The 19,946-nt window shown below is 70.8% G+C and carries 21 protein-coding genes; 14 read left to right on the top strand and 7 right to left on the bottom strand.

Annotation, left to right across the window (positions count from 1 at the left end):
* Positions 1 to 24 precede the first annotated feature (24 nt).
* From FDM97_RS30940 to FDM97_RS30920, 5 genes are all read right to left on the bottom strand, one after another.
* Complete coding sequence (locus tag FDM97_RS30940; RefSeq protein WP_137993793.1) at positions 25 to 783, bottom strand: succinate dehydrogenase iron-sulfur subunit; 759 nt, start codon at positions 781 to 783, stop codon at positions 25 to 27.
* On the bottom strand, positions 783 to 2,537 hold the full coding sequence (gene sdhA, locus FDM97_RS30935; protein ID WP_137993792.1) for a succinate dehydrogenase flavoprotein subunit: 1,755 nt from the start codon (positions 2,535 to 2,537) through the stop codon (positions 783 to 785). The genes FDM97_RS30940 and sdhA overlap by 1 nt, the downstream gene beginning before the upstream one ends.
* Before the next feature lie 25 nt (positions 2,538 to 2,562).
* Positions 2,563 to 3,036 carry a succinate dehydrogenase hydrophobic membrane anchor subunit gene (locus FDM97_RS30930; RefSeq protein ID WP_137993790.1) on the bottom strand — a complete coding sequence of 158 codons (474 nt, stop codon included), beginning with the start codon at positions 3,034 to 3,036 and terminating at the stop codon, positions 2,563 to 2,565.
* A gap of 8 nt (positions 3,037 to 3,044) precedes the next feature.
* The gene (gene sdhC / locus FDM97_RS30925) at positions 3,045 to 3,425 is read right to left on the bottom strand and encodes a succinate dehydrogenase, cytochrome b556 subunit (protein ID WP_137993788.1); all 381 of its coding nucleotides are present in this window, start codon (positions 3,423 to 3,425) and stop codon (positions 3,045 to 3,047) included.
* Between the two features lie 192 nt (positions 3,426 to 3,617).
* Positions 3,618 to 4,133: a 2-oxo-4-hydroxy-4-carboxy-5-ureidoimidazoline decarboxylase gene (locus FDM97_RS30920; RefSeq protein WP_137993786.1), complete on the bottom strand. Its 516-nt coding sequence runs from the start codon at positions 4,131 to 4,133 to the stop codon at positions 3,618 to 3,620.
* Positions 4,134 to 4,349: 216 nt separating this feature from the next.
* Here FDM97_RS30920 and FDM97_RS30915 point away from each other — a divergent pair, with 216 nt between their 5' ends.
* The 3 genes from FDM97_RS30915 to FDM97_RS30905 all read left to right on the top strand — a co-directional run bounded on the left by FDM97_RS30915 (position 4,350) and on the right by FDM97_RS30905 (position 7,399).
* Entirely contained in the window at positions 4,350 to 5,981 is a 1,632-nt protein-coding gene (locus tag FDM97_RS30915) for a beta-N-acetylhexosaminidase (RefSeq protein ID WP_137993784.1), read from the top strand.
* Between the two features lie 171 nt (positions 5,982 to 6,152).
* Complete coding sequence (locus FDM97_RS30910; RefSeq protein ID WP_137993783.1) at positions 6,153 to 6,791, top strand: DUF4328 domain-containing protein; 639 nt, start codon at positions 6,153 to 6,155, stop codon at positions 6,789 to 6,791.
* Positions 6,792 to 6,850: 59 nt separating this feature from the next.
* Positions 6,851 to 7,399 (top strand): hypothetical protein, encoded by a 549-nt coding sequence (locus tag FDM97_RS30905; RefSeq protein WP_137993782.1) that lies wholly within the window; start codon positions 6,851 to 6,853, stop codon positions 7,397 to 7,399.
* Positions 7,400 to 7,493: 94 nt separating this feature from the next.
* Here FDM97_RS30905 and FDM97_RS30900 read toward each other — a convergent pair whose 3' ends face one another.
* The gene (locus tag FDM97_RS30900) at positions 7,494 to 8,228 is read right to left on the bottom strand and encodes a Clp protease N-terminal domain-containing protein (protein WP_137993781.1); all 735 of its coding nucleotides are present in this window, start codon (positions 8,226 to 8,228) and stop codon (positions 7,494 to 7,496) included.
* A gap of 270 nt (positions 8,229 to 8,498) precedes the next feature.
* Here FDM97_RS30900 and FDM97_RS30895 point away from each other — a divergent pair, with 270 nt between their 5' ends.
* The 8 genes from FDM97_RS30895 to FDM97_RS30860 all read left to right on the top strand — a co-directional run bounded on the left by FDM97_RS30895 (position 8,499) and on the right by FDM97_RS30860 (position 15,484).
* Entirely contained in the window at positions 8,499 to 8,894 is a 396-nt protein-coding gene (locus FDM97_RS30895; RefSeq protein ID WP_137995130.1) for a hypothetical protein, read from the top strand.
* A 116-nt stretch (positions 8,895 to 9,010) separates the two neighbouring features.
* A complete protein-coding gene (locus FDM97_RS30890) occupies positions 9,011 to 9,589 on the top strand; it encodes an RNA polymerase sigma factor (protein WP_137993780.1) in 579 nt (192 codons plus the stop codon).
* Complete coding sequence (locus FDM97_RS30885; RefSeq protein ID WP_137993778.1) at positions 9,586 to 10,275, top strand: hypothetical protein; 690 nt, start codon at positions 9,586 to 9,588, stop codon at positions 10,273 to 10,275. The genes FDM97_RS30890 and FDM97_RS30885 overlap by 4 nt, the downstream gene beginning before the upstream one ends.
* Before the next feature lie 173 nt (positions 10,276 to 10,448).
* Positions 10,449 to 11,588 (top strand): hypothetical protein, encoded by a 1,140-nt coding sequence (locus FDM97_RS30880; RefSeq protein WP_137993777.1) that lies wholly within the window; start codon positions 10,449 to 10,451, stop codon positions 11,586 to 11,588.
* Positions 11,589 to 11,728: 140 nt separating this feature from the next.
* Entirely contained in the window at positions 11,729 to 12,166 is a 438-nt protein-coding gene (locus FDM97_RS30875; protein ID WP_137993776.1) for an NfeD family protein, read from the top strand.
* A 30-nt stretch (positions 12,167 to 12,196) separates the two neighbouring features.
* Positions 12,197 to 13,306: an SPFH domain-containing protein gene (locus FDM97_RS30870; protein ID WP_137993775.1), complete on the top strand. Its 1,110-nt coding sequence runs from the start codon at positions 12,197 to 12,199 to the stop codon at positions 13,304 to 13,306.
* A gap of 379 nt (positions 13,307 to 13,685) precedes the next feature.
* Entirely contained in the window at positions 13,686 to 14,351 is a 666-nt protein-coding gene (locus tag FDM97_RS30865) for an RNA polymerase sigma factor (RefSeq protein WP_137993774.1), read from the top strand.
* Positions 14,351 to 15,484, top strand: a complete 1,134-nt coding sequence (locus tag FDM97_RS30860; RefSeq protein ID WP_137993773.1) for a hypothetical protein — start codon at positions 14,351 to 14,353, stop codon at positions 15,482 to 15,484. The genes FDM97_RS30865 and FDM97_RS30860 overlap by 1 nt, the downstream gene beginning before the upstream one ends.
* Positions 15,485 to 15,688: 204 nt before the next feature.
* On the opposite strand, the gene FDM97_RS30855 is transcribed toward FDM97_RS30860, so the two are convergent.
* Positions 15,689 to 16,546: a L,D-transpeptidase family protein gene (locus FDM97_RS30855; RefSeq protein WP_137993772.1), complete on the bottom strand. Its 858-nt coding sequence runs from the start codon at positions 16,544 to 16,546 to the stop codon at positions 15,689 to 15,691.
* A 207-nt stretch (positions 16,547 to 16,753) separates the two neighbouring features.
* On the opposite strand from FDM97_RS30855, the gene FDM97_RS30850 reads away from it, so the two are divergent.
* From FDM97_RS30850 to FDM97_RS30840, 3 genes are read left to right on the top strand one after another with little or no spacing between them, the layout of a single operon-like run.
* Entirely contained in the window at positions 16,754 to 18,334 is a 1,581-nt protein-coding gene (locus tag FDM97_RS30850) for an acyl-CoA mutase large subunit family protein (protein WP_137993771.1), read from the top strand.
* A 48-nt stretch (positions 18,335 to 18,382) separates the two neighbouring features.
* Positions 18,383 to 19,036 (top strand): leucine efflux protein LeuE, encoded by a 654-nt coding sequence (gene leuE / locus FDM97_RS30845; protein ID WP_137993770.1) that lies wholly within the window; start codon positions 18,383 to 18,385, stop codon positions 19,034 to 19,036.
* A gap of 37 nt (positions 19,037 to 19,073) precedes the next feature.
* A complete protein-coding gene (locus FDM97_RS30840; RefSeq protein ID WP_137993769.1) occupies positions 19,074 to 19,895 on the top strand; it encodes a MerR family transcriptional regulator in 822 nt (273 codons plus the stop codon).
* The last annotated feature ends 51 nt before the right edge of the window (positions 19,896 to 19,946 follow it).

Below are 19,946 nucleotides of genomic sequence, written 5' to 3'. Positions count from 1 at the left end.
GGGCTTCCCCGCTGTGACCAGGTGTCAGAAGCGACGCGTGATCAGCGCGCGCTTCACTTCCTGGATCGCCTTCGTGACCTCGATGCCACGCGGGCACGCGTCCGTGCAGTTGAACGTCGTGCGGCAACGCCACACGCCGTCCTTGTCGTTCAGGATCTCCAGACGCTGCTCGCCCGCCTCGTCACGCGAGTCGAAGATGAAGCGGTGCGCGTTGACGATCGCGGCCGGGCCGAAGTACTGGCCGTCGTTCCAGAAGACCGGGCAGGACGACGTGCACGCGGCGCACAGGATGCACTTGGTGGTGTCGTCGAAACGCTCGCGGTCCTCGGCCGACTGCAGACGCTCACGCGTCGGCTCGTTGCCCTTGGTGACCAGGAACGGCATGACGTCCCGGTACGCCTGGAAGAAGGGCTCCATGTCGACCACGAGGTCCTTCATCACAGTGAGGCCCTTGATGGCCTCGACGGTGATCGGCTTCTCGGGGTTGATGTCCTTGATCAGCGTCTTGCAGGCGAGCCTGTTCTTGCCGTTGATCCGCATCGCGTCCGAGCCGCAGATGCCGTGCGCGCACGAGCGACGGAAGGTCAGCGAGCCGTCGACGTCCCACTTGATCTTGTGGAGACCGTCGAGCACGCGCTCCTTCGGGTCGATCTCGATCTGGAAGTCCTCCCAGACCGCCGCGTCCGAGACCTCGGGGTTGAAGCGGCGGATGCGGAAGGTGACCGTGATGTACGGGGAGGCGGCGGACTCCGCCTCGACCTTGTCCAGTACGGGGGTAGCCATCAGTACTTACGCTCCATCGGCTGGTAGCGGGTCTGGACGACCGGCTTGTAGTCGAGACGGACGGTCTCGGAGCCGTCGTCGCCGACCTCGCGGTACGCCATGGTGTGGCGCATGAAGTTGACGTCGTCGCGGTTCGGGTAGTCCTCGCGGTAGTGACCGCCGCGGGACTCCTTGCGCGCCAGGGCCGAGACGGCCATGACCTCGGCCAGGTCGAGCAGGTTGCCCAGCTCGATGGCCTCGAGGAGGTCCGTGTTGAAGCGCTTGCCCTTGTCCTGGATGGAGACGTTGAGGTAGCGCTCGCGCAGCTCGGCGATCTTCTCGACGGCCGTCTTGATCGTCTGCTCGGTGCGGAACACCATCACGTTGGCGTCCATCGTCTCCTGCAGCTCACGGCGGATGTCGGCCACCCGCTCGTTGCCCGTGGAGTTGCGCAGCCGCTCGACCTGCTCCTCGACGAACGTCGCCGGGTTCTCCGGCAGCTCGACGTAGTCGGACTTCGCGGAGTACTCGGCGGCCGCGATACCGGCGCGCTTGCCGAAGACGTTGATGTCGAGCAGCGAGTTGGTGCCCAGACGGTTGGCGCCGTGCACCGACACGCAGGCGACCTCGCCGGCCGCGTACAGACCCGGGACGACGGTGGTGTTGTCCGCCAGGACCTCACCCTCGACGTTGGTCGGGATGCCGCCCATGGCGTAGTGCGCGGTGGGCTGGATCGGGATCGGGTCCGTGTACGGCTCGATGCCGAGGTACGTACGGGCGAACTCGGTGATGTCCGGGAGCTTGGCGTCGAGCTGCTCCGGCGGAAGGTGCGTCAGGTCCAGGTAGACGTGGTCGCCCTCGGGACCGCAGCCGCGGCCCTCGCGGATCTCCGTGTAGATGGAGCGCGAGACGACGTCACGGGACGCGAGGTCCTTCATGACCGGCGCGTACTTCTCCATGAAGCGCTCGCCGTCCTTGTTGCGGAGGATGCCGCCCTCACCACGGGCGCCCTCCGTCAGCAGGATGCCCATGCGCCAGATGCCCGTCGGGTGGAACTGGAAGAACTCCATGTCCTCCAGCGGCAGACCGCGGCGGTAGCAGGCCGCCTGGCCGTCACCCGTCAGCGTGTGCGCGTTGGAGGTCACCTTGAAGAACTTGCCCGTGCCGCCGGAGGCGTAGATCACGGCCTTGGCCTGGAAGATGTGGATCTCGCCGGTGGCCAGCTCGTACGCGACCACACCGGCGGACTTCTTGACGCCGTCGACCTCGGTGATCAGCTGGTCCAGGACGTAGAACTCGTTGAAGAACTCCACGCCCTCCTTGACGCAGTTCTGGTACAGCGTCTGGAGGATCATGTGACCGGTGCGGTCCGCGGCGTAGCAGGACCGGCGGACCGGGGCCTCGCCGTGGTTGCGGGAGTGACCGCCGAAGCGGCGCTGGTCGATGGTGCCGTTCGGGGTCCGGTTGAACGGCAGGCCCATCTTCTCCAGGTCGAGGACGGCGTCGATGGCCTCCTTCGCCAGGATCTCGGCGGCGTCCTGGTCGACCAGGTAGTCACCGCCCTTGACCGTGTCGAAGGTGTGCCACTCCCAGTTGTCCTCCTCCACGTTGGCCAGCGCGGCGGCCATGCCGCCCTGCGCGGCGCCCGTGTGGGAGCGGGTGGGGTAGAGCTTCGTCAGCACGGCGGTGCGGCTGCGCTTCGTCGCCTCGATGGCGGCGCGCATGCCGGCGCCGCCGGCGCCGACGATGACGGTGTCGTACTTGTGGATCTTCATGACGTGGATTACCTCAGCCCCGTGCCTAGCGGATGTTCGGGTCGAAGGTGAAGATCACCAGCGTGCCCAGAAGGATGGTGAACACCGTGGCGGTGTACAGCAGGCCCTTGAGCCACAGGCGCGTGTTGGCCCGCTCCGCGTAGTCGTTGATGACCGTGCGGAGACCGTTGGCGCCGTGCAGCATGGCGAGCCAGAGCATCAGCAGGTCCCAGACCTGCCAGAACGGGGACGCCCAGCGGCCGGCCACGAAGGCGAAGCCGATCTTGGAGACGCCGCCGTCGAGGAAGAGCTGGATCAGCAGGTGGCCGAGGACCAGGACGACGAGGACGATGCCCGAGAGGCGCATGAAGAGCCACGCGGCCATCTCGAAGTTGCCTCGGGTCGCCTTGGGCGTCTTGCCGGTGCGCTTGCGGGGGGCCTCGATGTACGGGGCCGGGTTGTCCACGTCGTAGGAGGCGCCCTCGACGGGACCGATCGCGGAAGTGGTGTCAGCAGACATGTCTGGCGTCAGCTCCCGAACAGTTCACGTGCGGCGTGGCCGAGGACGGGGTAGATGGAGCCCGCCATCAGCACGACCCAGATGCCCACGACGGTCCAGAGCATCTGCTTCTGGTAGCGCGGGCCCTTGGACCAGAAGTCCACGGCGACGACCCGCAGGCCGTTCAGCGCGTGGAAGAGGATGGCGGCGACCAGGCCGTACTCGAGGAGTGCGACGATCGGCGTCTTGTACGTGGCGACCACTTCGTCGTAGGCCTCGGGGGAGACGCGGACGAGAGCGGTGTCCAGCACGTGTACGAACAGGAAGAAGAAGATGAGGACGCCGGTGACTCGATGAGCCACCCAGGACCACATTCCTTCCCGGCCGCGGTACAGCGTTCCAGCCGGCACGGAAAAACCCTCCGGGAGCGGGGATCAGGGTCGGCCGGCTTCGATGTCGGTCTGACCCGGCCGGGTACGGTCCACCGGCCCTGGTCATCGTAGCGACGAGTTGTCGGTTCGCTCGCGCGGGGTCCATAGGTGTGATCAAAGAGGCACGGACGGGCTATCGCCTGGGCGGGAATCGCCGCATTCCGGACGGAATCACAAGGCGACGATCCCGAACGTGAGGCGGGCGCGGGTCAGCCGGCGCAGCTCGTCGGCGGCCACCACCCGCTCCTCCTCCGGCTCGTTGCCGAGCCGTGACCGGATCCGCGCCAGGGCGTGGTCGAGCCGCTCGTCGGGCCGTACGTCGTCCAGGCAGATCACGAAGGCGCGCCCGAAGCGGCTCTCGTACGCGGCGTGGGCGGCGCGCAGCGCGGTGAGGGCCGCCGCCGGGGCGTCGGGGTGCGGGGCGGCGGCGCACTCCGCGGCCAGCGCCTCGTCCAGCTCCGCGCGGGACAGGTCGTACGAGGCCTCGTCGGCGGCGGCGAGCAGCGCGTCGAGGGTCGGGTACGGGCGGTGCGCGCTCACCCGTTCGGCCCAGCGAGGGCTCGCGCAGCAGCCGAGCAGGAGCGACTCCGCGGCGTCGGCCCGGGCCGCGTTGAAGCGCACGAGCCCGGCGAGGTGCCGGGCCGCGCCCTGCTGGGCAGGTATGGCCGGGGTGTCGGTGGAGCCCAGGGTCCGGGAAGTGGCACGGGTGTCGCTGGTCAGCGTGGACTCCGGGAAAGGTGGGGTGGGTGTGACACAACGTTATCGACGGGGAGTGGGGACTGTCCGACGGATGCGCGAATTTCACCCGGAAGGGAGAGTTTCGGAACGCGTGAGTGACGTTCCGGTGTCGGCGCGAGTGCCCCGAATGGCCCTGTCCGACTCCCTGAGGGAGGATGCCGAGTGATGCGGTACGTCATACGAGGGCCCCACGCGGGCCCCACCCTCCTCGCGGCCGCGGTGGCACTGGCCACCGTGACGGCCTGTTCGAACGGTTCCCCCTCCGGAGCGGGTTCGCCCTCCTCGCCGTCCTCGCCCTCCCCGCCGTCCGCCGTCAGCGGCGCGCCGACGAGCGCGGCCCCGACGCCGAGCCCGACGCCGACCCGGACGTATCCGCTCTCCACCGCCCCGCTCACCGTCCCCGCCGTCCGCTCCCACGAGCCGGCCCGCGGACCGGGCTGGCGGCCCGTGCCCGAGGCCGGCGTCGTCGTCGCCCCGGGCAGCGGGGCGCTCGCGGACGAGGCGCGGCTGCTCGCGGGCGAGCTGAAGATCGCGTACCGGGGGGCCGTCCCCGCCCGCGCGGGCGATGTGGAGCTGGCGCTCGGCGGGAAGGGCGCCGCCGAGTCGTACACGCTCACCACCCGCGACAACCGGGTCCGCATCACCGGCCCCGACGAGGCGGGGGTCTTCTACGGCACGCGCACCCTCAAGCAGTCCGTCAAGGGATCGGGCGCCATGCCGGAGGGAGTGGTGGAGGACGGGCCCGCGAAGCCGCAGCGCGGCCTCCAGGTCGACACCGCCCGCAAGCACTTCACCGCGGCCTGGATCGAGGCCCGGCTGCGCGAGATGGCCGATCTCAAGCTCAACCAGTTCGGCCTGCACTTCACCGACGACCAGGGCTTCCGGATCGCCTCCGACAGTCACCCGGAGGTCGTCTCCGCCGATCACCTCAGCAAGGCCGAGGTGCGCCGGATCATCGCGCTCGCGCGGAGTCTGCACATCACGGTCGTGCCCGAGATCGACTCGCCGGGCCACCTCGGCGCGGTCCTGCGGGCCCACCCGGACCTCCAGCTGCGCAGTGTCGCGGGCGTCCCGCGACGGGGCGCGATCGACATCTCCAAGCCGGCGTCCGCGCGGATCGTGGACGACCTGCTGCGGGAGTACGCGGAGCTGTTCCCCGGCGGCTGGATGCACCTCGGCGCCGACGAGTACCAGGCGCTGACCGTGCGCGACCCGGCCGCCTCGTATCCGCAGCTCGCGCAGGCGGCCCGCCAGAAGTACGGCGCGCAGGCCGGGATCGAGGACCTCGCGGAGGGCTGGCTGAACGACCGCGCCGCCGTGGTGCGGGCGGCCGGCAAGACGGCCAAGGCGTGGAACGACGGGTTCTTCCGCGGCGGGCTCGTGAACGCCGACAGCCGTATCGAGGTCGAGTACTGGACGGGCAAGGAGATCGGCGCCCGCACGCCCACGGGTTATCTGGCCGAGGGCCGCAAGGTCGTGAACCTCAACGACGAGTACCTCTATTACGTCCTCGGTGAGCCGAACCAGTTCACGTACCCCACCGGCCGCCGCATCTACGAGCAGTGGACCCCGCTGGTGCTGCGCGGCACGACCCCCGTCCCGGCGCGGTACGGGCCGCAGATCCTGGGCGGCCGGTTCGCGGTCTGGTGCGATCTGTCGAACGCGCAGACGCAGGCGCAGGTGGCCGCCGGGATCCGGATGCCGCTGACGGCGACGGCGCAGAAACTGTGGGACGAGCGGAAGCCGGCGATGAGCTGGGCGGCGTTCCAGGCGCTCGCGGCGAAGGTGCGCGGCTGACCGGCGGATGAGCTGACCGGTGGATGAGCTGACCGGTGGATGAGCTGACCGGCGGATGAGGCGTGGACGCGGTTGCTCCGGTTCGCGTACGTTCCCCTCCACGGTGGCCGCTGGGCCGCCTCGGCGCCTCGGGGAGGGGCGCGTTTTCATCCCTGGGGGATCTGCCTCACCATGCTCCGCAATCCGAACGGCCTTTCGTACGCCGTGGTGTCCTTGCTCGGCGCCAACATCGTCTTCGACGTCCTGCTGGCCGTGTTCGACATCCGCCTCCTGCTCACCGACTACACGGCGGTCTCCTTCGACCCGGCCGTGTTCGGGAGCGTCGACCTGAACGTGGCGTACGGCATGGGTTTCACGCTGTACGTGGCGACCGCGATCGTCTTCATCGTCTGGTTCCACCGGCTGCGGAAGAACGCCGAGGTGTGGGCCGGCGACCTGCAGAGCCGGGGTCAGGGGTGGGCCATCGGCGGCTGGTTCATCCCGATCGCCAACCTGTGGATCCCGCGCGGGATCGCCGCGGACATCTGGCGGGCCAGCCGCCTGCAGCCGTACGCCGCCGACGGGAAGCGGGAGCTGACGCTGCTCAACTGCTGGTGGACGTTCTGGGTCGCCGGCACGGTGGTGGACCGGATCGCCGCGCGGCTGTACGACAGGGCCGAGACGGGCGACGCGCTTGCCGCGGCGGCGTACTGGTCGCTCGTCGCCTTCGCCCTGGACATCGTCGCGGCCGTCCTCGCGATCCTGTTCGTCCGCCGCCTGACCTCTATGCAGCACCACAAGGCCACTGGCATGATTCCGGCCGCACAGTGACGTAATCACGCCAAGCGGCGCAGTAAGTGGAAGAAAACCGTCCGCAACGGGAGGCCTCCATGAGCCTGCTGGAACTGATCGACCGGGCCGACGAGCGGAGCCTGGCCGCCGCCGGGCTCGCGTGCCTGGACCGGTGTCTGCCGCTGCTCGCGCCCGACGGAGGCGAGGCGCTGCGGCCCGTGTGGGCGGCGGTGGCCCGAGGTGACGGTGGGGCGTGGGGCGAGGCGGTCGCCAAGGCCCGCGTCGAGCTGGACGGTGACGCCGGGGACGACGAGGCCGCCCGGCTCGTACGCGAGATGCTGGGCGCCGCGCCCGCCGAGTGGGCCGAGGGACCGCTGCGGGAGTGGGCCTCCGGATGCTCCGCCACCGCGCTCGCCCTGCACGGCCGTTACGACGGCGCGGGCGGCGCGGCCGAGCTCGTGGAACGCTGCCAGGCCGGGGACGCGGACGGCGCGGGCCCGCTGCTCGCCGGGGAGCTGCGCCGGCAGCACACCGTCCTCGAATCGGTGACCCACGGCCCGACCGGTCTGCGCCGGGCCCGAGAACTGTCCACGGAGGGCGGCCGGGTGCTGCGCGCCGTGGTCTCCCGCCGGGCACGTACCGCCTGACGGTCCGATACGTACTGACACTGACAGTCCGATACGTGCCTCTGTGCACGAGCGGCCGGGCGCCCCCTTCTCGGCGGCCCCCGGCCGTTTCGCGTCACTCCTTCGGGCTCACCGTGATCTGCGCGATCGTCTCCGCGATGTCCGTCTCCGCCCGCGCCTTGTCCAGGCCCAGGCCCGTCAGGACCCCCTGCCCGTCCTCGTGCTCCAGCAGTGCCAGCAGGATGTGCTCCGTGCCGACGTGGTTGTGGCCGAGCCGGAGCGCCTCGCGGAACGTCAGCTCCAGGACCTTCTTCGCCGCCGCGTCGTACGGGACGAGCGCCGGCGGCTCCTCCACCGCCGGCGGCAGCGTCGCCGTGACGGCCTCGCGCAGCTGCTCGGGGGTCACCTCCCGCGAGGCGATCCAGAGCGCCGCGAGCCCCTCGGGCTCGGCCAGCAGGCCCAGCGCCAGGTGACCCGGGGTGGTCTCGGCGCTGCGGGCGGCCTTGGCCTCGTTGTGGGCGGCCATGACGACGTTCCTGGCGCGGGGGGTGAACCGGCTGAACCCGGCGTTCGGGTCCATCTTCTCCGCGTCGGGTTCCTTCGGGACGAATCGCTTCTGGGCCGCCTGCCGCGTGACGCCCATGCTCCTGCCGATGTCGGTCCAGGAGGCTCCCGAGCGCCGCGCCTGGTCCACGAAGTGGCCGATCAGATGGTCGGCCACGTCGCCGAGGTGGTCCGCCGCGATGACCGCGTCGGAGAGCTGGTCGAGCGCGTCGGTGTGGGTCTTCTTGATCGCTTCGATGAGGTCGTCGAGCCGGACGGGGTTGGTCATGCCGACTGGGTTCGTCATGAGTGCAACCCTAGGTTGACAGTCCCTCACTGTCAACCATTGGTTGACAGTGCGCCCGGTCGGCATGCTCACGTCCTGGCGCTGGTCCGCCGACCCGCGAACGTGACGGGTGGTGTGACCAGTACCACTCCCGTCACCTGTGACACTCGCGCCCCTCACGTCGCTTTGTTGGGCATGCACCGGGAATCCGACCACGCGCCGACCGTGCCCTCCGCCCTGCCCTCCGCCCTGCCGTCCGTTCCGCCGTCCGCCCTGCCCTGCGCCGACGGCATGCGCGCCTACGTGGCCCACTTCGTCGACCGGCTCTCGCGCAGGAGCCGGCTGCCGCTCGACTACTCCGTCGCCAGCCTCCGCCTCGTCGACCTGATCGTCGACGGACTGCGCCGCGACCAGCCCGACCGGGCCAGGGTCGACGAGGTCCTCCAGGGCCTCGGCGCGTACACCGGCGAGGTGATCGTGCGGCGGGCCGGGGCGCACTGGGTGGACTTCGACGAGGGGCAGCGGGAGTTCTTCGGCCAGGCCGTCGGGATACGGATGCCCGACGGCCGTGCCTGGAACCCGCTCGGCAAGGTCGTCAACCGGTTCGAGACCGGCCCCGAAGAATCCGTACAGCGCTTCTACCTCCTGCTGCACGGGCGGGCCAGGACCCCTGTGCGCTGCCTGTGAGCCTGTGACGTTTCCGGGGGTCCGTGCGCTGAACGAAGGGGTATGGCGCGCGGCGCCCTGCCTCAGGGGGGCATGGGGCACGGGGCTCGGTGCGGAGTCGGTACGAAGAGGGAAGCGTGGGCGCGTACGACGCGGAACTGGGGATCCTTGTCGAGCGCGCGCAGGGCGGCGACGAGGACGCCTTCGCGCAGGCCTACCGCCTCGTGCAGCCGGGACTGCTGGGCTATGTACGGGGCCTGGTCGGGGAGGACGCCGAGGACGTCGCCTCCGAGGCCTGGCTGGAGATCGCCCGCGACCTGGGACGCTTCCGCGGCGACGGCGCCGGCTTCCGGGGCTGGACCGCGGCGATCGCCCGCAACCGGGCGCTGGACCATCTGCGCCGGCAGCGGCGACGGCCCCGGACCTCTTTACTGGAACAGGACGTCCTGGAGCTGCCCGGCGGCCACGACACGGCGGCCGCGGCCCTGGAGACCCTCTCGACGGAGCAGGCGCTCGCCCTGGTCCGCCGCCTGCCGCGGGACCAGGCCGAGGCCGTGCTGCTGCGGGTCGTGGTCGGCCTGGACGGACCGGCGACGGCCCGTGTCCTGGGCAAGCGCCCCGGGGCGGTCCGCACGGCGGGCCACCGGGGGCTGAGAAGACTGGCGGGGCTGCTCGCCGCCGCGGAGCCGCCGCGACGGCGGAAGGACGGGACATGACACGGGAACGGGCCACGAAGGCGGACCCCGCCGCCGGAACCGGCGACGCGCCGGCCACCGAGCAGGACGCCGAGCTGAGTACGGCGCTGCGCGCGGCGCTCTGCCGTGAGCAGGGTGGCGGCGAGGCCGGCGAGGCGCGGGCGCGCGAGGCGTTCCGGGCGGCCCGGTACGGAGCGGGGCACACCGCGCGTCGCACCAGACGGCGCGACGACTGGCGGCCGGTCGCGGTACGGGGACGGTGGCGCGGGGCCCTGCGGACCACCGCCTTCGGGGTTGCCGCGACCGTGCTGCTCGGCGGCGTCGCCGTCGCGGCGGCCGGGACGCTCGACCGCGGCGCGCCCGCACCGGAACCCGGCCGGACCCTGGAACACCCCGAGACCCCCGACGCCCCGGGGCCCTCCGGCGCGCCCGGCACGACCCGCGGAACCCCGGCCGCCCCCGGCGCGACGGACGGCCCCGACGCGGGCGCCGCGCGCCGCGACCAGGTGGCCAGGGACGAGGAGGCGCGGGCGGAGGAGGCGCGGTGCCGGGCGGCACTCGCGGCGCGGGAACGAGGCGCCGAGGCGGACGTTCCCGAGGCCGTCGCCGCGTCCTGCGCACCCCTGGCCAGGGAGACGGCCCCGGGCCAGGAGAAGACCGAGGGCCAGGACACGAGGCGTCCGACGGAACGGGGGCAGCGTCCCTGAACGGCGGGCGGCAGCAAGCGGCCGAACCTGCGTCGCGACTCTGTGGAGGCGGCCATGTCCACGCGTGGGCAGCACCGGGCGGCGTCGCCTGACCCGTTGGGATGTGGACGCACGGCGCATGGAAGGCTGGTTGCCCTGTTGCGGACGTGGCGATCGGGATAGCGGGGGAACACATGGGGGATTGGGCACCGCGGCGCCGTAAGTGGCTGTGGAGCGTGGCCTGTACGGGGCTCGTACTGGTCATCGTCGGGTTCTCGGTCCGGGCGCCGGTGAAGGACTGGTGGCTGGCACGTGAGGCGTGCGGGGGCGCATTGCCCGGTGGTGACCTGAAGACGGTACGGACTGACGTACGGCTCGGCTCGGAACGGGAGTCCTTCGACGCGGACCTCGGCGAGTACCACTGCGTGCTGAAGAGCGACGCGGACAAGGTCGTGGTCGCGGTGGACTCCTACCCGCCCGGAGCGGCCCGCGACGATGAGTTGCGGTTCGTCGGGGTCTACTATCCGCCGCACGCGGTGTTGCCGGGCGGTCTGCCCGGATTCGAAGACCAGCACAGCCGGGTCTTCCTCATGCCCGAGTGCCCGAATGGCGTCAAGGCCCCGCTCGGGGAGGACCACCGACTCCTGGTGACCACGTGGACCTACTTCGCTGAGACCCGCGAGGAGAAGGCCGCCATGCTGCGGCTCGCGGTACGGATGACGAACACGGTGACCGCGAAGCTCGGTTGTGGTGGCCGGCCGCTGCCCGCACCGAAGGACGGTGCGGTCCCGGACACCGGCCGGTTCGTGTCCCGCGCGGACGCGAAGGGCACCGCCTGCGACGCGCTCGCCACCACCCGCGTCCCGGCGGAAGGACGCGACGGGGAGGTGCGCATCGCCATCGCGGAGGGCGGGATCGTCGGACGGTGCACCCTGTACGCGCCGAAGGGCGACGACTCGTACCGCGGTGACGGGCGGGGCCGACCGCTCGTCGAGCTCACCCGTTGGCGTGGGGACTGGGGCACGAACGTACGCGAGATGGGCTCCGGCCCCGACCCGCTGCCGATGGGCGCCGGCCCCTGGAAGCCCGCACTGACCCAGGACAGAGCGTGGGCCGTGGCCCGGTGCGACGGCGAGAAGGTCGGCTTCGCCGCGCACTGGGGCTACGACAGCCGCCCCCGCGAGGAGCGCGAGCAGGACAAGAAGGACGAGCCTCCGACCGAGGCCGAGCAGCACGAGCAGCGCGTCCTGCTGCGCGAGTACGTTGCCGCGTTCGCGAAGGACCAGGTCAGGCGCGAGCACTGCTCCGGTTTGGAGCTGCCTGCGAGTCCGTGAGACCCGTTCTCGCACTCCCCCGCTTTCGGCGGAGGAGCGGAGCAACGAGCATGTGCTCGCGGACCGGGCCGGATGAGTCCCTTCTGTCCTGGTTCCGGGGGATTGGTTCTTGGGTAAATCCCCGAGAGGAGGCTGACTCGATGCCTTGGTTCGTTTGGCTGCTCGCCGCCGGGGTGCTTGGTGTCGCGGAGTTTTTCACCCTGACCCTGGTCTTCGGGTTGCTGGCGGGCGCCGCACTGGTCGCCGCTGTCGTCGCCGGTGTGGGCATCGGCCTTCTCGGCCAGCTCGTGGCGCTCGGGGTGGCGGCGGCAGCGGGCCTCGTCCTCGTCCGTCCTGTCGCGCTGCGGCATATGGCACAGGCACCCCTCGCACGTGAGGGCAGCGACGCGCTGATCGGCAAGCGGGCCGAGGTCATGCGGGAGGTCACCGCGACCGGCGGCCTGATCAAGGTATCCGGCGAAGAATGGTCCGCCCGTGCCCTCGACGAAGGCCACGTGATCCCGGTGGGAGCGCTGGTGGATGTCATGGAAATCGAAGGTGCGACGGCTGTCGTCTACCCCCGCGAACTCCTTCCATGAAACGTCCGAACACATCCCAACGGAGGAATTGTGGATCCGGTTGTCATCCCGATTCTTGTCGCGGCGATCGTCGTTGTCTTCCTCGTGGCTTCCACGGTGCGGATCGTCCCGCAGGCGCGCCGCTACAACATCGAGCGGTTCGGCCGGTACCGGCGGACGCTGCAACCCGGCCTGAACTTCGTCGTGCCGGTGGCGGACCGCGTCAACACCAAACTCGACGTGCGCGAGCAGGTGTACTCGTCCGACCCCAAGCCGGTGATCACCGAGGACAACCTCGTGGTGAACATCGACACGGTGCTCTACTACCAGATCACCGACCCGCGGGCAGCGGCCTACGAGGTCGCCGACTACCTGCAGGCGATCGATCAGCTCACCGTGACCACGCTGAGGAACGTCATCGGCTCCATGGACCTGGAGGAGACGCTCACCTCGCGTGAGGAGATCAACGCCCGCCTCCGCACCGTCCTCGACGACGCCACCGGCAAGTGGGGCATCAAGGTCAACCGCGTCGAGATCAAGGCCATCGATCCACCGCACACCATCCAGGAGGCGATGGAGAAGCAGATGCGGGCCGAGCGTGACAAGCGCGCGGCCATCCTGCACGCCGAAGGGGAACGGCAAGCCAAGATCCTCACCGCCGAGGGCACGAAGCAGAAGGACATCCTGGAAGCACAGGGCACACAACAAGCCATGATCCTGCGGGCGGACGGCGAGGCGAAGGCGGTGGAGCGCGTCTTCCAGGCCGTTCATCGCAACAATGCCGACCCGAAGATCCTTGCCTACAAGTACCTGGAGACGCTCCCGCACTTGGCGAAGAGCGACAACAACACGTTCTGGGTGATCCCGGGGGAGCTGACCGAGGCGGTTCGCAGCGTCACTCGCGCGTTCGGCGATCACTCGACGATGGGCCTTCCCGGAGTCGCGCAACCGCAGGAGGCGACCACTACCGGTGCCGACGGCGCGTCGGACGAAGGCGGGGCGCCGGAGCTCCAGGCAGGGCCGTCGCTTTCGCTCGACGCCGCCGCGGCTGCTGATGAGGTCGCCAAGCAGGCCGCCGCCGTGGTGAGCGACGCGAAGGCCGAGGCCGAGGCCGCCAAGACACCCCAGCTGCCGGGCCGGGGGCAGAGATCCGGCGATTGAGCGGCCGGCATCGGATCGGACCGGCCGCGTACGAAGACGGCCTGGCGGATCGGCCAGGAAGTCGCCCTGCGATGTGGCGCTGGTTACCGATTCCGTACATCGCCCCAGGTCAGAGCGGCAAAACCGGGGCGACGACCGGGGCCGCCACCCCCCACAGGAGAGGCCCCGGTCGCCGTCCGCCGGGGCCGCAGCACGGCCCCGTACTCCTATCAGCGCCGCGCATGCGTTTTCTGTCACACCGCATGGCGTCCCCGGAAGGTTGCAGGTTGCACAAAGTCCGGACGAACATGGACGCGGTGACAGGTAAGGACGTAGCGTTCTGCTGTGCGCCGGGCGGTGCGGCGGCGATGACCAGCCGCGATGACGAACAGGGTGGGGAGTGCTGGGGGACGACGCGGAGCTGACGGCCGCGGTGCTCGCTGCGCAGAACGGGGACGAGGACGCCTTCCGTTCTGTGTACCGCGCCGTGCATCCCCGGCTGCTGGGCTACATACGCACACTCGTCGGTGACGCCGACGCCGAGGACGTCGCGTCGGAGTCCTGGCTCCAGATCGCGCGCGACCTCGACCGCTTCAGCGGCGACGCCGACCGGTTCCGGGGCTGGGCGGCCCGTATCGCCCGCAACCGGGCGCTCGACCACATCCGGATGCGGGGCAGACGTCCCGCCGCGAGCGGCGACGAGACCGAACTCACCGACAAACCGGCCGAATCCGACACCGCGGACGAGGCCCTGGAAGCACTGGCCACCGGCCACACCATGAATCTGATCGCCCAACTGCCGCAGGACCAGGCCGAGGCCGTGGTGCTGCGGGTCGTGGTCGGCCTGGACGCCAAGAGCGCCGCCGACACGCTGGGAAAGCGTCCCGGCGCGGTACGGACAGCGGCACACCGCGGTCTCAAGCGGCTCGCCGAACTCCTCGGAGCCGAGGGCGACGGCGCGATCGCCGCACTCGGGGGCGTACCACCGCAACGCGGTCGCGGCCCGGGGGCCCCGGCCCCCGGTGGTGTGACGCAATCGCGTGCGCGGACGCAGAAGGACATGTGATGGCCGACGAGCGGTACGAATGGCTCGACCCGGAGGCCGCGGAGCGACTGCTGCGCGGCGAGCCGGTCGAGGTCGTCGGCGACCATGCCCGCGTGCAGGCCGAACGCCTCGCCGAGGTCCTCGCGTCGGCCCGTTTCGAGCCCCTCGCGCAGGTGGCGGAGGCCGAACTTCCCGGTGAGGCGGCGGCTCTGGCCGCCTTCCGCAAGGCCACGGCCGAGCGTGGCCTCGCCACCTCCCCTTCTTCTCCGCGGGCCTCCGCCGCCGCCGAGCTCGGCGGGGTGCGGCTCGCACCGGTGACCGCCGCCCGGCGGTGGGGACGCTCGCTGCGGTTCGGACTGGCCGCGGCGGTCGCCGCGGTCGCGGTCGGCGGCGTCGCCGTCGCCTCCGGGTCGGGCATGCTGCCCTTCGACTCGGACCGTCCCGCTCCGGCCGGCTCCGTGTCGGCCCTGGACACCCCCGACCCGAACGACTCCGGGTCTCCGGAGGACGGCTTCGGCACGGCTACGCCCTCGGTGCCCCCGAGCGGCGACGGCGTGTCTCCCGGTGTGTCCCCCTCGGCGTCCCCGTCCACGCCCGCGGGCGGTTCCGGCGGCGAGACCGGCGGGACCCCGGAGCCGGGGACGAGCGCGATCCCCTCCGACAAGGCCGGCAAGGACGACCCGGCCTTCAGCACCCTCACGATCAAGGCCTGCCAGGACTACCGGGCCGGACGCATCGACGACAGCGCCCGGCGCCGCCTCGCGGACTCGGCGCGCAAGGACGAGACCGTACGGCAGTTCTGCGACCGCGTCCTGGCCGCCGGCTCGACGGGCTCCGCGACCGGCGCCGTGTCCGGTGGCTCGACCCGCGCGCCGTCCGGCGGCGCCACCTCGGGCGACACGGGTGACGGCAAGGGCGACAGCGGCTCCTCCGACGAAGGCGAACGAGCGGGCTCAGGCTCCTCCTCGGGTGCCGGCGGCCAGGGCGGCCGCGGCGGCCAGCGCCGCGGCGACACGCGGTCCGGCGACACGCGGTCCGGCGACACGCGTTCGAGCGACAAGCGCACCGGCGAAAAGCGGTCGGCCGACACGCGGTCCGACGCCCCGACCACCGGTCGCGACAAGGGCTCCGACCGCGCCCGGAACCAGGCCTGACACAGCTCCACGAGCACCTCGCGGAACGTGCGACACGCAGGGTGTGACACTTTTCGGCCCGTCGGCGCAGTACATAGTGAGCCGACTGGTCATCGGCCGCGCAGAGAGCCGGGGTTCCCCCCGTACCTTCGGCTCCGCGCACCCGGCGCGGGTGGGACACGTTCCCCCGGTCCCACCCGCGCCCCCTTTCTTCTCTCCCCGCTCCTACCAGTGGACGACGACCTTGTCGCCGACGTTCACCTGGTCGAAGACCGCCGCGAGCTTCGCCTTGTCCCGGACGTTCACGCAGCCGTGCGAGGCCCCGTTGTAGCCCCGGGCCGCGAAGTCGGCCGAGTAGTGCACCGCCTGGCCACGGCTGAAGAACATCGAGTACGGCATGGGCGTGTGGTAGAGCGTCGACACCCAGTCCCGCCTCTTGCTGTCCACCTTGAACTCGCCCTCGCGGGTCGGGGTGTTCTCCGAGCCGAAGCGGACGTCCATCGACGAGACGACCTTGCCGTCGATCATCCAGGCCAGCGTCCGCGTCTCCTTGCTGATGCACAGCACCCGGCCGGTCATGCAGCGCGGGTCGGGCGTGTCCAGCTTGTTGGAGGTGGACGGCTTCAGCTCGTCGGCCGTCGGCTTCTTCGTCATCGCGAGCAGCCGCTGCCAGGTGATCTCGTCCACCGAGCCGGTCTGCGGCAGCTCCCGCTTCTTCTGGAACGCCTTGACGGCGTTCCCGGTGATCGTGCCGTAGAAGCCGGTGGGGGCGCGGTCGAAGTACCCGATCTGGCGCAGCCGCGCCTGCAGCTCACGCACCTGGGCGCTCTCGTCGCCGTCCTTCATCAGGACCTTGGCGGCCGGCTGCGTGGGGGAGGGGGTGGGGGAGGCAGTGGGCGAGGAGGACGGCTTGTCGTCCGTCGTCGGGCTCGTGGAGGGCGCGGGCGCCGAGGACGACGTGCTCGGGCTCACCGACCCGCCCCCGCCCCCTCCCGCACCCACGGCCTCGGCCTTGCAGCCGGCGACGAGCGCCACCGCGGCGACGGCGAGCACTGCTCTGCGTATGACGGACGAACGATTCATCTCTCTCCCCCGGGAAAGTCGTGTGTGTACCTAGGGATGCTTCCCGCGCCCTCTTGGTTGCGCACCTGAGGCAAGTCCGGAGCATGCTGTGAAAGAGGCCCTGTGAGGAAGGTCCCAGCGTGCTGGCCTCCACCGGTCGCACGGCCGCCGCTACAGTCCGTCGCGAGGGTCGATACCACTCAGTAGGTCTATCGGGAGGCACAACAGATGGCGCGCGAGTCGGAGTCGGGGCTGCCCATTGAGCCGGTCTACGGACCGGACGCTCTGGACGGGTGGGATCCCGCCGAGAAGCTGGGCGAGCCGGGCTCGTACCCCTTCACGCGCGGCGTGTACCCGTCGATGTACACCGGCCGTCCCTGGACCATGCGGCAGTACGCGGGCTTCGGCACCGCGGTCGAGTCCAACGCACGCTACAAGCAGCTGATCGCGAACGGCACGATGGGCCTGTCCGTCGCCTTCGACCTGCCGACGCAGATGGGCCACGACTCGGACGCGGCGATCTCCTCGGGCGAGGTCGGCAAGGTCGGCGTGGCCATCGACTCGATCGACGACATGCGCGTGCTGTTCGACGGCATCCCGCTGGACAAGGTCTCCACGTCGATGACCATCAACGCGCCCGGCGCCCTCCTGCTGCTCCTCTACCAACTCGTCGGCGAGGAGCAGGGCGTCCCGGCCGACAAGCTGACCGGCACCATCCAGAACGATGTGCTCAAGGAGTACATCGCGCGCGGCACGTACATCTTCCCGCCCAAGCCGTCGCTGCGGCTGATCGCGGACATCTTCAAGTACTGCAAGACCGAGATCCCGAAGTGGAACACCATCTCGATCTCCGGCTACCACATGGCCGAGGCCGGCGCCTCGCCCGCGCAGGAGATCGCGTTCACCCTCGCCGACGGCATCGAGTACGTCCGTACCGCCGTCGCCGCCGGCATGGACGTGGACGACTTCGCGCCCCGGCTCTCCTTCTTCTTCGTGGCGCGTACGACGATCCTCGAAGAGGTCGCGAAGTTCCGGGCCGCCCGCCGGATCTGGGCGCGGGTGATGAAGGAGGAGTTCGGCGCGAAGAACCCCAAGTCGCTGATGCTCCGCTTCCACACCCAGACCGCCGGCGTGCAGCTCACCGCCCAGCAGCCCGAGGTCAACCTGGTGCGCGTCGCCGTCCAGGGCCTCGCGGCCGTCCTCGGCGGTACGCAGTCGCTGCACACGAACTCCTTCGACGAGGCCATCGCCCTGCCGACGGACAAGTCCGCCCGGCTCGCCCTGCGCACGCAGCAGGTCCTCGCGTACGAGACGGACGTCACCGCCACCGTCGACCCCTTCGCCGGCTCGTACGTCGTGGAGAAGATGACGGACGACGTCGAGGCCGCGGCCCTGGAGCTGATGGCCAAGGTCGAGGACATGGGCGGCGCGGTCAACGCGATCGAGCGCGGCTTCCAGAAGAACGAGATCGAGCGCTCCGCCTACCGCATCGCACAGGAGACCGACAGCGGCGAGCGGGTCGTCGTCGGCGTCAACCGCTACACGATCGACGTGGAGGAGCCCTACGAGCCGCTGCGCGTCGACCCGGCGATCGAGGCCCAGCAGGCCGAGCGTCTCGCCAAGCTGCGCGCCGAACGCGACCAGGCGGCCGTGGACGCGGCCCTCGCCGAGCTGAAGAAGGCCGCCGAGGGCACGGACAACGTGCTCTACCCGATGAAGGACGCGCTCAAGGCGCGGGCGACCGTCGGCGAGGTCTGCAACGCGCTGCGCGAGGTCTGGGGCACCTACGTCCCGACCGACGCCTTCTAGGCCGCACGTCACAGCGGAGTGTCGTACCCACGTGCGACACTCCGCCTCATGCTGGGTGTCATCGATCTTCCGACCTATCTCGCGGGTCTCGTCCTCATCATCCTTCTCCCGGGGCCGAACTCGCTGTACGTGCTGTCCGTCGCCGCCCGTAAGGGCACCCGGACCGGTTACAAGGCCGCCGCCGGGGTCTTCACCGGTGACGCGGTCCTGATGACGCTGTCGGCGCTGGGCGCGGCCTCGCTGCTCCAGACCACGCCGGTGCTCTTCATGATCGTGAAGTACGCGGGCGCGGGCTATCTGAGCTGGATGGCGATCGGGATGCTCCGGGCGGCCTGGTCGATGTGGCGTTCGCGTGGGGAGACGGCGGTCGAGGAGTCCGACTCGGCCCCGGCCGGTCAGGAGGAGGCCCCGTACCGCCGGGCGCTGATCATCAGCCTGTTCAACCCGAAGGCGATCCTCTTCATGGTCTCGTTCTTCGTGCAGTTCGTGGACCCCGGCTATGCCTACCCGGCGCTGTCCTTCCTCGTCCTCGGCACGCTGCTGCAGCTCGGCAGCTTCCTCTACCTCACGATGCTGATATTCGGCGGGACGCGGCTGGCGGCCACGTTCCGGCGCCGCAGGCGGCTCTCGGCGGGGGCCACGACGGCCGCCGGCGCCCTCTTCCTCGGGTTCGCGGCCAAGCTCTCGCTGGCCGGTGCTTGACCCTGACACCGTGTGAGGCCGTTGCGTAGGGGGCGTCATGTTCACCATCGGAGACTTCGCCCGGCACGGGCGGGTGTCGGTCCGCATGCTGCGCCACTACGACGCCATCGGACTGCTGCGCCCGGCCCATGTCGACCCGCACAGCGGCTACCGCTTCTACGAGGCGGACCAGCTCGCCCGCCTCAACCGCGTCATCGCGCTCAAGGAGCTCGGCTTCACCCTCGACCAGGTCGGGGCGATCCTCGACGAGGAGGTCGGCGCGGAGGAGCTGCGCGGGATGCTGCGGCTGCGCCAGGCCGAGCTGGAGACGGCCCTGGCGGAGGCGGCGGGACGGCTGGCCCAGGTCGGCGCGCGGCTCCGAGCCATCGAGAGCGAGGGACGCATGTCCACGCAGGACGTCGTGATCAAGAAGGTTCCGCCCGTACGCCTGGCCGAGCTGAGCGGGGTCGCCGCGAGCTTCGGACCGGACGACATCGGCCCGGTCATCCAGCCCCTGTACGACGAGCTGTGCGACCGCCTGCGGGCCGCGGGCGTCACCGGGTTCGGCCCCGGGATCGCGTACTACGAGGACGCGGGCGCCGGCGACGGCTCGGTCGTCGTCCACGCCGGCATGACCGTCCCCGACGGCACGGAGGCGGAGGGCGTCGAGGTCGTCGTCCTGCCGGGCCTGGAGGAGGCGGCGACGGTCGTCCACCGCGGCCCGATGGACGACATCCTGCCGACCGCGCAGACCCTGGCCACCTGGATCGACGCGAACGGGTACCGGTCGGCGGGCTACGCCAGGGAGCTGTACCTGGAGTGCCCGGACGACACGGCGAAGTGGGTGACGGAGCTCCAGGAGCCGGTCACGCGCGCGTAGCCGCCGAACCACAGGGGCCCACCCGGTACGCCCACCCGGCACGCCACTCGG

It is taken from the genome of Streptomyces vilmorinianum (genome assembly GCF_005517195.1).
In the GTDB taxonomy this organism is placed as follows: domain Bacteria; phylum Actinomycetota; class Actinomycetes; order Streptomycetales; family Streptomycetaceae; genus Streptomyces; species Streptomyces vilmorinianum.
This window is presented reverse-complemented; position numbering and strand designations above follow the sequence as displayed.

Bases quoted from the DNA above. Each gene is read 5' to 3' on its own strand.
- FDM97_RS30940 (WP_137993793.1), bottom strand. From the start codon at position 783: ATGGCTACCCCCGTACTGGACAAGGTCGAGGCGGAGTCCGCCGCCTCC.
- sdhA (WP_137993792.1), bottom strand. From the start codon at position 2,537: ATGAAGATCCACAAGTACGACACCGTCATCGTCGGCGCCGGCGGCGCC.
- FDM97_RS30930 (WP_137993790.1), bottom strand. From the start codon at position 3,036: ATGTCTGCTGACACCACTTCCGCGATCGGTCCCGTCGAGGGCGCCTCC.
- FDM97_RS30915 (WP_137993784.1), top strand. From the start codon at position 4,350: ATGCGGTACGTCATACGAGGGCCCCACGCGGGCCCCACCCTCCTCGCG.
- FDM97_RS30910 (WP_137993783.1), top strand. From the start codon at position 6,153: ATGCTCCGCAATCCGAACGGCCTTTCGTACGCCGTGGTGTCCTTGCTC.
- FDM97_RS30905 (WP_137993782.1), top strand. From the start codon at position 6,851: ATGAGCCTGCTGGAACTGATCGACCGGGCCGACGAGCGGAGCCTGGCC.
- FDM97_RS30900 (WP_137993781.1), bottom strand. From the start codon at position 8,228: ATGACGAACCCAGTCGGCATGACCAACCCCGTCCGGCTCGACGACCTC.
- FDM97_RS30895 (WP_137995130.1), top strand. From the start codon at position 8,499: ATGCGCGCCTACGTGGCCCACTTCGTCGACCGGCTCTCGCGCAGGAGC.
- FDM97_RS30885 (WP_137993778.1), top strand. From the start codon at position 9,586: ATGACACGGGAACGGGCCACGAAGGCGGACCCCGCCGCCGGAACCGGC.
- FDM97_RS30880 (WP_137993777.1), top strand. From the start codon at position 10,449: ATGGGGGATTGGGCACCGCGGCGCCGTAAGTGGCTGTGGAGCGTGGCC.
- FDM97_RS30875 (WP_137993776.1), top strand. From the start codon at position 11,729: ATGCCTTGGTTCGTTTGGCTGCTCGCCGCCGGGGTGCTTGGTGTCGCG.
- FDM97_RS30860 (WP_137993773.1), top strand. From the start codon at position 14,351: ATGGCCGACGAGCGGTACGAATGGCTCGACCCGGAGGCCGCGGAGCGA.
- FDM97_RS30855 (WP_137993772.1), bottom strand. From the start codon at position 16,546: ATGAATCGTTCGTCCGTCATACGCAGAGCAGTGCTCGCCGTCGCCGCG.
- FDM97_RS30850 (WP_137993771.1), top strand. From the start codon at position 16,754: ATGGCGCGCGAGTCGGAGTCGGGGCTGCCCATTGAGCCGGTCTACGGA.
- leuE (WP_137993770.1), top strand. From the start codon at position 18,383: ATGCTGGGTGTCATCGATCTTCCGACCTATCTCGCGGGTCTCGTCCTC.
- FDM97_RS30840 (WP_137993769.1), top strand. From the start codon at position 19,074: ATGTTCACCATCGGAGACTTCGCCCGGCACGGGCGGGTGTCGGTCCGC.